Raw genomic sequence first — 10,844 nt, 5'->3', positions numbered from 1 at the left:
ATCGGTGATCCTCTGGTCAGGTGCGTGTGTCGCAACCCGACCCTACCCGGAGATCGCCGGTGACCACCGATCAGCTACACCACCGCTGGGGACACGACCGGCGAAATACCGGTATGGGTATACCGCAGGAACGCCATATGTCGATGCATCAGTAACAATCTCAACGTGGTGTGCAGCGTTTGTCGGATCAGGCATTACAATCATGGCATTGCCACCGCCCAACTCTCTTATAACTCGGCTGATCTCCAACCTATCCTGTCCGCCGGCCACTTCGATTCCGATCCCAGATGAGCGGGCAACGGGCTCCAACGCGTGCAGATAACCGGTGGTTGAAGGATTGTTCGGATTTTTCAATATTAATACCCGCTTCAATCTAGGCACCATCTCAGTCAATAGCCCAAACCACTTTGCCCCCATGCTTTGCTCATAGGTCGTGAATCCGGTGGCGTTTCCGCCAGGGTGTGCCAGGCTTTGTACAATCCCGAGAGCCACTGGGTCTGTACCCTGGGCGAATATTACCGGAATATCGGAGGTTGCTTTGGTAATTTGGGCGACCAAGTGTGTTGAATGGGTTAGAATTATATCGGGTTTACCCGCCACGACACGCGTTGCAACTGAGGCAATCCTATCCGTCGCGCCCGCCAAGAAATGGTATTCAAACCTGATATCAGTTTCGCGCCAGCCGAGACGTTGCAGCTCCATCCTAACAGATTTCAGCCTTGACTGAACATCTCGATCGCCCTCGCTGGCGGCCATTATTACGGCAATTCTGCGTGTTGATGCACCGGCCATGACTTCCCACGGACTTAAAGCGATGATCAATGACAGAAACCGAACTACCTCTCTTCTCTTCATTTGCGTTACTCCACTGTGCCGTGTGAGCACCCGCACCCGACAGACATGGTCGGGGTTGAATAGATAATCGCTCCGCGGGGTCGCGCTACCGGTGCAATTCGCGTGGCGGGGCTCCGCCGCGCCACGCCCGATAGGAGCATACGCAGATGAACCCCGGCAAGCCTCTCTCCCCCCAGCACCGAACCCACCGGGGGGCGATCGCCCCGGCGCCGATCTCGCTGCCGCATGCGCGGGCGCTGCGCATTCCGACGAGAGCGGCGTCCGCGAGGCGCTCGGCTCCGAGCGGCTCGTCCCCCGGAAGGTGGCCTGATGTTCAGACATAGGAACTTGGAGTGCATCAGTCGTTTTCCAGCTACGCTTTGGCCAGGCTGGGCTCGTTTCCGGTCGTGGTCGAACTGCCCAGGCGACTGAAGGGCCGGCCAGGGGCGGAGCTGTACTGCGCGCTCATGAGGGGCTCCATGGCCACCAAGGTCTGACTGAGCCTCCCCTCGTCGCTTGCCTAACCGCGATTGGCACCATTGGCATTGTTGGCATTAGCCGCCCGAAGAACATAATCTTTGGCGGACGATCTCTGCCGCTGAGGATTGTGCGCATGCGTAAGTCCATCCATCCCAGTCCAGACGAGATCTCCGCAATCAGGGCTGAATGGGAGCGGTTCCGGGCCTGGAAGAAGAGGCAACCCGATCCAACGCTCAGGCGCGCCGAACTGAAACGGTTCACGGCGCAATGCGATCGGTTCATCGCCGTCGTCAAGCGCAGCCCCTTTCTCACCGGGACAGCACCGGCCGACGTCATTCCGACCTTGGGCGCGATGTTGAGCGCGAGCGGCTTTGAACGGCTTGGGGGGTCCATTTCTGGTCCACATTCTCAGGGCGTTGAAGACGTCCTGCGCCATGCCGGGCACCCCGGGCGACTGGACACCGTTGCGCTCGTGCGCGGTCTGGAACAGCAGACGCTCCCGGCCCGACAATCCGCCGCCGCCCAAATGGGGCCTGATCTGCTCGTGCGGCTGTTGAACGCTGTCAAGGCCCCGGCCGAGAGGATGCTGGAGTTGGAGCAGCCCCCGCGCGGAGGGCGGCCTCCCGATTCCGACCGGAGAGTCGTGTTGGGTCTCGCCAGCGAGGCCTATGTGAAGCGGACCGGCGAACGCGCCACAGTCAGCAGGACCGGTCCGTTCTTCAGGTACTGCGCCGAGGTGATGGAGGCCTTGGGGCTGGACACCGACACGCTGGACGAGTTCGCCCCCAAGGTCATGCGTCGGGACCGCAAACCCTAGCTCGCGACGCTGGTGGAAAAACCTCGCTGAAAATCATCGAGGTTCTTCCCCTGTTTGCCGCCTCCGACTCTGCGATCCGAGTCGGCATGAGGCGTTCGCAGTCCACTTCCGTCCCCTCGCCGGCCCCGATCGACTCTGGTGTCGATGCTGCCGGCGCGTGGCGGCCCGATGGCGGCGCCCTCCACCCGGCTTTCATCGCCCTTGCGCGACTGCTGGCCCGCCAAGTCGCCGACGATGTCGCGCGGCAGCGGACCTCTGATGGCGCAGACGCTGACGGCCACCATTCGATGGAGCACAATCGTGTCCGCGACTAAATTGCCGGAGGCGCCCTGGAGCGCCCCCGACATGCGCCTGATCGGGACCCAGCGCAGTCCCGCTCCGAAATTCCCCGATAGCCTCTTCGGCTCCGTCTGGAGCCCGTGGCTCGTGCAGCAGGCCGAAGCGAGGGGATGCCCGGTCGACTACGTCGCCGCGGGTCTCCTGGGCGTCGCCGCCGGCTCGATCGGTAATGCGCGCCGGGCGTCGCCCACCGGGAGCTGGCTGGAGCCGACCGTCCTCTGGATCGCCGCCGTCGGCGATCCTTCCGCCGGCAAGACGCAGGGACTGAAGGTCGCGCTGGATATCGCCCGGCGCTTCGACTCAGAGAGGCTCGGCGAACTCCGGCGTCAGCAGGCCGACAATGCTGCCCGGAAGGAGACGGCCGAGGCGCATCTCGGGGTCTGGCGCGAGAGCGTCAAGAAGGCCGTCCGCGACGGCCATGAGCCACCGCCGAAGCCGATGGAGGCCTCCCTGCCTGCTCCGCGCCTGGGCCCGCGCATCCTCCTGAACGACACGACGGTGGAGAAGCTCGCGCGGGTGTCGGCGCACTCACCGAAAGGCCTCATCGTCGAACGCGACGAACTCGCCGGCTGGGTGGAAAGCTTCACCCGCTACAGCGGTTCGACCGACCGACCGTTTTGGATCGAGGCGTACAATGGCGGCCGGCACACGGTCGACCGCGTCCTGGAAACCGAGACGATCGTGACCGAGCGGCTCGCGATCGGGATCATCGGATCGTTGCAGCCGGAACGCCTGAACCTGATCACCAGGGGTGACGACGACGGCCTCGCGTGCCGTTTCCTGTATTTCTGGCCGGATGCGAAGCCGACCTTCCGGATCGGGTCGCATTGCGAAGACCCCCTGGCCTTGACCGCGCTGGCCCGCTTGCGGGATCTGCAATTGGACGACGCCAGGGAGGGCCCCTGCCCCCGGCCCGTCCCGCTCGATGCCGACGCGCTCGCAGTGTTGGAGGAGTTCGGCCAACGAATGCACGAACGCGGCGCCACCGCCATCGGTCAGATGGCGGGGTTTATGGGCAAGGCCGCCGGCACGGCGCTTCGCCTGGCCGTCGTCCTCTCCTATCTGCGCTGGGCCGCCGGGGATGCAGGCGCCCCCGAGCCGAACGTGATAGGGGGCGACGTCTTGAAGGACGCCTGTCGTCTCGTCGAGAGCTACTTCCTGCCCCAAGCCGAGCGGGCCTTTGGCGAGGCCAGCATCCCGGCCGCGGACAGGAACGCCAAGATCCTCGCTGCCGCGATCTGGAAGGATGAATGCGAGCGCTTCAACGCGCGGGAGATGTCGCGCAGCATCTGCGGGCCGCTCCGGGACTCCACGGCGATGGCCAAAGCCTGCGACGCCCTGGTCGAAGCCGGATGGATTCGGCTGCTGCCCCATGGCGGCACGAAGCGGAAGGATTACGAGGTCAACCCGCGGCTCTTCACGCCGGGCTAGCCGCAACGCCTGAGCCGGGCTGGCATGGCCTGTCAATCATGCCAATGATGCCAAAAGCCTCCAGGCTGACCGCAGCCTGCGGCGCATGATGGTGGAAAAACCTCGCCGAGAAACGGCGAGGTTTTGCCCCTGCGCAGCGCGATCGATCCTGTCATCAGGGTCGGCATGAGGCGCCCGCAGCTCACCCCCGTCATGCCGTCGGAGACGATCGACTGGCCGATCGAGCCGGTCAGCGTGGCGCCTGCGAGCACCACCCTTCACCCCGCCCTCGGAGCGCTCGCGCGGCTGCTGGCGCGCCAGATCGCGGCCGAGATCGCGGGGGCGCCAGCGACGGTCGCTCGCAGAAGTCGGGGGGACGCGACGCCGCCCACCCAGGAGACCCAGTCATGACCATTAAGCCCCCCTCCCCTGGGGATCGCCCGTCCACGCGAGCCGCGACCGAGCTGGGCGACCTCGCCCGCCTGCTCACTGTCGAGGACGCCGCCGCCATGCTGCGGGTCGACCCGCGCACGATCCGCCGCCGCATCAAGAGCGGCGAGCTGTCCGCGATCTATATCGGCCGCCTCGTCCGCATCGATGCCGATGCGCTGCGCGTCTTCGTCAGCAATTGTGGACGGTGAGTGACAGAGATGGACACGAACTACGGTTCTCATGCTCGGCTTTACCTTCGTGAATAGGTCGACAATTAAACCGGATTACTTAAACGTGCTACCTTCTCACGATCCGATACTCCAGTCCTCTCCTGTCATCACGAGGCCGCTGATGTCCACTCCGCCCCTCTCACGCAGCCCCACCCTCGCCGACGTGATCGCCGCTGTGGCCGCGTCGGAACTCCCCGTCCGCCGCCGCCAGGACATGGTCTCGGCCGTGCGCACCGTCTGCCGCCTGCTCGGCCGCGAGCCGGACTCCGTCGCCGCCGACCCGCGTGCCCTGGCCCTCCGACTGAAGGCGATCGCGCCCCAGGCGGCGGGCTTGTCGCCGGCGCGCTGGAACAATGTCCGCTCCCTCATGCGCGCCTCCCTCGCCCTCGTCCGTCCCATGATGGCCGGGCGGTCGACGACGCCCATGTCGGCGGCGTGGCAGGGCCTCTACGACGTCCTGCCGACTAAGGCCGAGCGAGCGCGCCTGTCGCGCTTGCTGCGCTGGTTCTCCGCCCGGCAGATCGATCCCGCCGCGGTCTCCACCGAGCATCTCCAGGCCTTTGCGCAGGAGATCGCGACCGACAGCCTGATGCGCAATCCCGACGGGACGTGGCGCGACACGGTCGAAGCCTGGAACCGCTGCGTGCGGCGGATCCCGGGCTGGCCCCAGACGCCGATCCAGAGGATCAGCCGGCGCGACACCTACAGCCTGCCCTGGGAGGCGTTCCCGATCTCGCTGAAGGCCGACGCCGACGCCTGGCTGGATCGGCTGGCGGGGCGGGACTTCGCCGATGACGGCCCGGCGCGCCCGGCCCGGCCCCGCACGATCGCGACGCGCGCCTACCAGCTCCGAGCCTTCGCGTCGGCCCTGGTCCGGCGCGGGTGGGAGCCGGGCTCGCTCAGCTCCCTCGCCGATCTGGTGAGCGAGAAGGCGTTCGCGACGGGGCTGCGGTTCTTCTACGACCGCGGCGGCGGCAAGACGTCGAGCGCCGTCTACAACATGGCCAGCATGCTGAAGGGCGTCGCCCGGCATTGGGTCAAGGTCGACGACCCCACCCTCGCCCGCATGGGCAAGATCGTCGGCAAGCTCGCCGTCCCCATGCAAGGACTCACCGAGAAGAACAGGACGCGCCTGCGCGCCTTCGGCGACGAGGCCGCCATCGCCAAGCTGATCGGACTGCCACAGCTCCTGCGCGACGAGGCCGATCGAAGCAAGCTGCCGGCGCGGCTGGCCGCCGTCCGCGCCCAGCTCGCTGTCGCCATCCACATTCTGCTCGTCGCCCCTATCCGGCGCGAGAACCTGGCCGCAATCGACTGCGACAGGAACCTGATCCAGGTCGGCCCGCGCCTGCACCTCGTCATCCCGGCGGCGGACGTCAAGAACGCCGTCGACCTGGAGTTCGAGCTGCCCGCCTCCACCGTGGAGCTGATCGCCTGGTACCGGGCGAAGCACCGCGGCGCGCTGGCGCGGCCCGGATGCACGGCGCTCTTCCCCGGCGTCGGCGACCGCAGCAAGACCGGCGGAGCGCTTGGGGTGCAGATCACCACCATCGTGTTCCAGCGCACTGGACTCAAGGTCAACCCGCACCTCTTCCGGCATATCGGGGCCAAGATCTTCCTGGATCGGCAGCCCGGGGCCTACGAGGTCGTGCGCCGGGTGCTCGGGCACAAGAAGATGGCGACCACGACGGGCTTCTACACCGGGCTGGAGACCGCGGCGGCGACGCGCCACTTCGACGAGGTGATCCTGCGCCAGCACGAGGCCGCCGTCTCGCGCATCGCGCCGCGCCGGCGCGGGAGGCGCGCATGAGCGGGGGGCCCTACGGTCGCGGCAAGGCGCCCGAGCGCGCCTGCCTCAAGGTCGAGAGCTGGCCGGAGCAGGATCGGCGGCTGTGGCGCGCCGCGTGCCAGGACGCCGATCCCTTCGAGCCTGAGTCCGGCTCGCGGGCGGGCTACTCGCCGGCCTCCAACCGCAAGGCCGAGAAGGGCTATGGCCGCTGGCTGACCTTCCTGGCGCAGACCGGCGACCTCGACCTCGGCGCAACTCCGGTGCGTCGCATCACGGCCGAGAGGACGAAGGCCTATGTCCGGCATCTGCGAGGGCTCGGCAACGGCTCTCATACGGTGCTGTCGCGCTTGCAGGAGCTGGGCGACTTCGCCGCAGCCGTCGACCCCGCCTTTGATCGTGGCCCACTCTATCGCCTGGCCTCGCGCGTCCGCTCCGGCGGCGCGCCGGTGCGCGACAAGCGCGCCAAGCTGGTCACCTCCACCGAACTGCTCGGGCTGGGGCTGTCGCTCATGACGGCCGCGGCGGCGGTCGGCTCTCCAATTGACCGGGCCGTGCTTTTCCGGGACGGGCTGATCATCGCCTTCCTGGCGTTGCGGCCCTTGCGCCGCAAGAATCTGGCGGGGCTCAAGCTCGGGCGTTCGCTGCTCCAGACCGGCGAGGGCTGGATGGTCAGCATCCCCGGCGCGGAGACCAAGAACGGCGACCCGATCGAGGCGCCCTGGCCCGAGATCCTGCGCGAGCCGCTAGACCAGTATCTGGCCGTGCACCGGCCCGTGCTGGTCGCCCTGAAAAACCGTCGCTCGGCCCCGGTCGGCGACGCGCTCTGGGTCAGCCGGCACAGCTCGCCGCTGACCCAGATGGCGATCTACTGGCAGGTTCGGGATCGGACCACGGAGGCCCTGAGCAAGGCCGTCAACCCGCACCTGTTCAGGGACGCGGCGGCGACGACGCTGGCGGTTCTGGATCCGGAGCGCGTCCGGTCGGCGTCAGCATTGCTAGGCCACCGGACGTCGGCCACCACGGAGCGGTTTTACCAGCAGGCGCAGAGCCTGGAAGCGCACCGGCGGTTCGTGGCCGTGGTGGTGCAGGAAATCAGTCCAGCTTCGTCCCACGGAAGTTCTAGGGTCGATTGCTTGACGCCGCGCCCTTGGCCCCTCTGATGATATGGTAACCTGATAACAGCCCCACCAGATTCTGGAGTCCGCCCAGCCTTGAAATCAAAGCTGGGGCTTCGCCGTGCGGCCGAGATAGAGTTCCGCTGCTTGCTCGTCGGCCAGCAGCATGGCCGCCTCTCCCTCGATTGCGACCATGCCGCCGTCCAGGATGTAGCCGCGTTGCGAGATGGCGAGGCATTGGCGAGCGCGCTGTTCGACGGCGAGGACCGAGACGCCCAGCGAGGGCAGCCTCGCGATGAGAGCGAAGGCTTCGGCCACCTTTGCGGGCGACAGGGCCGCGGTCGGCTCGTCAAGAATCATGAGCCGGGGGCTCGTCATGAGGGCGCGGGCGAACGCCAGTTGTTGGCGCTCGCCCCCGGACAGACTGCCAGCCCGCGCGCGCCGCCGTTCCGCCAACAAAGGGAAGGCCTCAAGCAGCTCCGCCATTCGCAACCGCTTGTTGTTGACCCCCGCCACCACCTGGAGGTTTTCCAGTACGCTTAGGGCGGAGAAGACATTCGCCACCTGCGGCACGTAGCCGACGCCGCGGCCGGCGCGATCCTCGGTCGGTAGCCCCAGGACATCGGCCCCCTCAAACAGGATACGGCCGCTCACGCGCGGGAGAAGACCCATGATGGCTTTGGCCAAGGTTGACTTGCCCGCTCCGTTGGTGCCGGCCACAGTCACGATCTCGCCTGAGCGAAGGTTCAGCGACACCCCGTTTAGAATATCGACTTCCCCGTAGCCCCCGCGGACGTCCTCGACGCTGAGCAGGATGGTTTCTGCCGAGCCGCGGCGGGGGGAATATGCAGGGGTGGACAAGTCCGCGCCGGCGCTCACGACAGGCCTCCGAGATAAGCTTCCCGCACCTGCGGATCATCGAGCACGGCTTCAGGGTTGCCTTCCGCCAAGACCCTGCCGCGATCCATAACGGCCATCCGCCGGACGAGCCGGGTCAGGGCCGCGAGGTCATGTTCGATCACGAGGAATCCAATGCCGTGGCCATTTAGTTCGGCGATTCGCTCCATGATCTCGCCGATCAGAACAGGGTTCACGCCCGCAAAGGGTTCGTCCAGCAGGATGAGGCGCGGCTCGACCATGAGGGCGCGCCCGAGTTCGAGCAGCTTCTTCTGGCCCCCGGAGAGCTTGCCGGAGGGCTGGTCGGCCACACGGGTCAAGTTCAACAACGCAATGGTCTCCTCCACTCGCGCCGCGATAGCCGCTTCTTCCCGACGCACCCGTCCTGGTCGGAAAAACAGCCCGAAAAGCCTCTCCCCGGTCTGGTCGGGCGCCGCCGCCATCAGGTTCTCGCGGACGGTTAGATGGCTGAACTCACGCGGGACCTGGAAGGTGCGCACCATCCCGGACTTGGCTCGCGCGGGGGCGGATAAGCCATTCATGCGGCGGCCTGCGAGCGTGATCTCGCCTCGGTCCGCAGACAGGAAGCCCGACACGACGGAAAACAGCGTCGATTTCCCGGCGCCGTTCGGCCCGATGAGCCCGAACAGCGAATCGAGCGGCACCGACAGGCGCACGCCGTCCAGCGCCTGGAAGCCGCCGAAGGCCTTGGTGACGTTCCGGATCTCCAGGGTCATCGCTTGGTGTAGTCTCCCATCAGGCCCTGCGGCCGGAACATCACAAACAGGATGAGGAGCAGGCCGACGACGCCGATGCGCACGGAGGCCATGTCGACCTCCGAGATCCAAGGAGCCACGTCGCGCAGGAAGCGTGACCCCTCCAGGAAAGCCATCAGGATAACGGAGCCGACGACCGCGCCCGAGACGCGCCCGACGCCGCCCATGATCACGGCCATCCAGACATAGAACGTGACCAGCGGGATGAACTGGTCCGGAACGATGTAGGTGATGTAATGGGCGTAGAAGGCGCCGGCGAGGCCTGCGATCGCAGCGCCCACGACCAGGACCTGGATCTTGAAGCTCGCCGGGTCCTTGCCGAGCGCCTTCACCGCCTCCTCGTTGTCGCGGATGGCTTCGATCAGGCGCCCGAACGGCGATTTCGCGATCCGCAGGATGATCAGCCCGGCCATGATGGTCACGGTCAGGATCACGGCGAGCGTCGCGGCCTGGGCAGCGAAGCCCTCGAGCCCCGAGAACAGCCGCGGGATGCCGGGCAAGCCCTGCACGCCGTTGGTGAGCCATTTCTCGCTGGTGATGACAATGCGCACCACCTCCGAAAACCCCAGCGTCACGATGGCGAAATAGTCGTCGCGCAGGCGAAGCGACACCAGGCCGATGGGAAGGGCGGCAAGGCCCGCTGTCACGGCGGCCGCCGGGAAGCTGAGGAGCAGCGGCACGCCCTTCAGGGACAAGATGGCGCTCGTATAGGCTCCGATCGCGAAAAATCCGACATGCCCGAAATTGATCAGCCCCGTCAGCCCGTATTGCAGCGTCAGACCGAGGCTGAGCAGGACGTAGATGAGCGCGATGATGGCGATCGCGGCGAGATAGGCCTCCATCAGCGGGCCCCCTCGACGCGTCCGAACAGGCCCCGCGGCCGGACCAGCAGCACAGCCAGCATGATCACGAAGGCGAGCGCGATCTTGTAGGTGAACCCCACGATGGGCGTGGAGGCCTCCTGCACGACGCCCAGCAGCAGCCCCGCCAGCACCGCGCCTGCAGGCGACCCGATCCCACCCAGGATCGCGGCCGTGAAGGCCGGCAGCAGCATCTCCCAGCCGCTTTCCGGCGACACGATGGTCTTGACTCCAAGCATCATGCCTCCGACGCCGGCCACCCCTCCGGCAAGCAGCCAGAGCGCCACCATCACGCGGCCGGGACGCACGCCGGAGATGCGCGCAAGGTCGCGGTTGTCGGCGACCGCGCGCATCTGCCGTCCGATGGACGTGAAGTAGAGGAGCCCGAAGACTGCCCCCAACGCGATTGCCGCCACGACCGCAAGTTGCAGGTCCAGAGGGGTGACGCGCACACCGCCCCACACATAGGGCCGTGATAAGGGCGCCATGAACACCTGTTGCCCATGCCCGAATGCGACCCCCAGGCCGGCGCGGATCAGGAACGCCAAACCGATCGAGGCGACCAGCAGCGCCACCACGGAGCGGTCCGCCAATTGGCGGAAGATCGCCAGATAGGCCAGCAGCGACGCCGCGGCCGCGGCTCCGAAGGCGGCTACGCCGCCGAGCGCCATGGAGCCCGTGGCCTTGTAGGCCGCGAGGGCCGAGTAGCCGCCGAGGGTCATGACGTCGCCGGTCGCCGCGTTGGGGAAGCGCGCGATGCCGAAAACCAGGGTGATGGACAGGGCGGCGAGCCCGATCACGAGCCCCTGAACGAGGCCGTTGACCAGCAATTGAGCGAAGAACATGGCGTCCCGGGATCGTCCGG

The 10,844-nt window shown here is 66.8% G+C and carries 12 protein-coding genes; 7 read left to right on the top strand and 5 right to left on the bottom strand.

Annotated elements, in window-relative coordinates:
• Nucleotides 1–42: 42 nt before the first annotated feature.
• A complete protein-coding gene (locus tag ACYVO7_RS24475) occupies nucleotides 43–855 on the bottom strand; it encodes an ABC transporter substrate-binding protein (protein ID WP_460452383.1) in 813 nt (270 codons plus the stop codon).
• Between the two features lie 332 nt (nucleotides 856–1,187).
• Here ACYVO7_RS24475 and ACYVO7_RS24470 point away from each other — a divergent pair, with 332 nt between their 5' ends.
• The 7 genes from ACYVO7_RS24470 to ACYVO7_RS24440 all read left to right on the top strand — a co-directional run bounded on the left by ACYVO7_RS24470 (nucleotide 1,188) and on the right by ACYVO7_RS24440 (nucleotide 7,491).
• Nucleotides 1,188–1,331, top strand: a complete 144-nt coding sequence (locus tag ACYVO7_RS24470; RefSeq protein ID WP_460452382.1) for a hypothetical protein — start codon at nucleotides 1,188–1,190, stop codon at nucleotides 1,329–1,331.
• Nucleotides 1,332–1,447: 116 nt separating this feature from the next.
• A complete protein-coding gene (locus ACYVO7_RS24465) occupies nucleotides 1,448–2,131 on the top strand; it encodes a hypothetical protein (RefSeq protein ID WP_460452381.1) in 684 nt (227 codons plus the stop codon).
• A gap of 144 nt (nucleotides 2,132–2,275) precedes the next feature.
• The gene (locus ACYVO7_RS24460; RefSeq protein WP_460452386.1) at nucleotides 2,276–3,901 is read left to right on the top strand and encodes a DUF3987 domain-containing protein; all 1,626 of its coding nucleotides are present in this window, start codon (nucleotides 2,276–2,278) and stop codon (nucleotides 3,899–3,901) included.
• A 165-nt stretch (nucleotides 3,902–4,066) separates the two neighbouring features.
• A complete protein-coding gene (locus ACYVO7_RS24455; protein WP_460452380.1) occupies nucleotides 4,067–4,291 on the top strand; it encodes a hypothetical protein in 225 nt (74 codons plus the stop codon).
• Nucleotides 4,288–4,521 carry a helix-turn-helix domain-containing protein gene (locus ACYVO7_RS24450; RefSeq protein WP_460452379.1) on the top strand — a complete coding sequence of 78 codons (234 nt, stop codon included), beginning with the start codon at nucleotides 4,288–4,290 and terminating at the stop codon, nucleotides 4,519–4,521. The genes ACYVO7_RS24455 and ACYVO7_RS24450 overlap by 4 nt, the downstream gene beginning before the upstream one ends.
• A 142-nt stretch (nucleotides 4,522–4,663) precedes the next feature.
• A complete protein-coding gene (locus tag ACYVO7_RS24445) occupies nucleotides 4,664–6,352 on the top strand; it encodes a hypothetical protein (RefSeq protein WP_460452378.1) in 1,689 nt (562 codons plus the stop codon).
• Nucleotides 6,349–7,491, top strand: coding sequence for a tyrosine-type recombinase/integrase (locus ACYVO7_RS24440; protein ID WP_460452377.1), 1,143 nt, complete (start codon nucleotides 6,349–6,351; stop codon nucleotides 7,489–7,491). The genes ACYVO7_RS24445 and ACYVO7_RS24440 overlap by 4 nt, the downstream gene beginning before the upstream one ends.
• 57 nt (nucleotides 7,492–7,548) lie before the next feature.
• Here the strand turns inward: ACYVO7_RS24440 and ACYVO7_RS24435 are convergent, their stop codons facing one another.
• Genes ACYVO7_RS24435 through ACYVO7_RS24420 form a run of 4 tightly spaced genes read right to left on the bottom strand, consistent with a single transcriptional unit; the run spans nucleotide 7,549 to nucleotide 10,824 of the window.
• Nucleotides 7,549–8,325: an ABC transporter ATP-binding protein gene (locus ACYVO7_RS24435; RefSeq protein ID WP_460452376.1), complete on the bottom strand. Its 777-nt coding sequence runs from the start codon at nucleotides 8,323–8,325 to the stop codon at nucleotides 7,549–7,551.
• Nucleotides 8,322–9,080 carry an ABC transporter ATP-binding protein gene (locus tag ACYVO7_RS24430; protein ID WP_406855720.1) on the bottom strand — a complete coding sequence of 253 codons (759 nt, stop codon included), beginning with the start codon at nucleotides 9,078–9,080 and terminating at the stop codon, nucleotides 8,322–8,324. The genes ACYVO7_RS24435 and ACYVO7_RS24430 overlap by 4 nt, the downstream gene beginning before the upstream one ends.
• Nucleotides 9,077–9,961: a branched-chain amino acid ABC transporter permease gene (locus ACYVO7_RS24425; RefSeq protein WP_460452375.1), complete on the bottom strand. Its 885-nt coding sequence runs from the start codon at nucleotides 9,959–9,961 to the stop codon at nucleotides 9,077–9,079. The genes ACYVO7_RS24430 and ACYVO7_RS24425 overlap by 4 nt, the downstream gene beginning before the upstream one ends.
• The gene (locus tag ACYVO7_RS24420; RefSeq protein WP_460452374.1) at nucleotides 9,961–10,824 is read right to left on the bottom strand and encodes a branched-chain amino acid ABC transporter permease; all 864 of its coding nucleotides are present in this window, start codon (nucleotides 10,822–10,824) and stop codon (nucleotides 9,961–9,963) included. The genes ACYVO7_RS24425 and ACYVO7_RS24420 overlap by 1 nt, the downstream gene beginning before the upstream one ends.
• Between the last annotated feature and the right edge of the window lie 20 nt (nucleotides 10,825–10,844).

It is taken from the genome of Alsobacter sp. SYSU BS001988, from assembly GCF_054796215.1.
Note: the sequence above shows the minus strand (reverse complement) of the source record. Positions and strands in the feature narration are given on the sequence as shown.

Bases quoted from the DNA above. Each gene is read 5' to 3' on its own strand.
- ACYVO7_RS24475 (WP_460452383.1), bottom strand. From the start codon at position 855: ATGAAGAGAAGAGAGGTAGTTCGGTTTCTGTCATTGATCATCGCTTTA.
- ACYVO7_RS24465 (WP_460452381.1), top strand. From the start codon at position 1,448: ATGCGTAAGTCCATCCATCCCAGTCCAGACGAGATCTCCGCAATCAGG.
- ACYVO7_RS24460 (WP_460452386.1), top strand. From the start codon at position 2,276: ATGCTGCCGGCGCGTGGCGGCCCGATGGCGGCGCCCTCCACCCGGCTT.
- ACYVO7_RS24455 (WP_460452380.1), top strand. From the start codon at position 4,067: ATGAGGCGCCCGCAGCTCACCCCCGTCATGCCGTCGGAGACGATCGAC.
- ACYVO7_RS24450 (WP_460452379.1), top strand. From the start codon at position 4,288: ATGACCATTAAGCCCCCCTCCCCTGGGGATCGCCCGTCCACGCGAGCC.
- ACYVO7_RS24445 (WP_460452378.1), top strand. From the start codon at position 4,664: ATGTCCACTCCGCCCCTCTCACGCAGCCCCACCCTCGCCGACGTGATC.
- ACYVO7_RS24440 (WP_460452377.1), top strand. From the start codon at position 6,349: ATGAGCGGGGGGCCCTACGGTCGCGGCAAGGCGCCCGAGCGCGCCTGC.
- ACYVO7_RS24430 (WP_406855720.1), bottom strand. From the start codon at position 9,080: ATGACCCTGGAGATCCGGAACGTCACCAAGGCCTTCGGCGGCTTCCAG.
- ACYVO7_RS24425 (WP_460452375.1), bottom strand. From the start codon at position 9,961: ATGGAGGCCTATCTCGCCGCGATCGCCATCATCGCGCTCATCTACGTC.
- ACYVO7_RS24420 (WP_460452374.1), bottom strand. From the start codon at position 10,824: ATGTTCTTCGCTCAATTGCTGGTCAACGGCCTCGTTCAGGGGCTCGTG.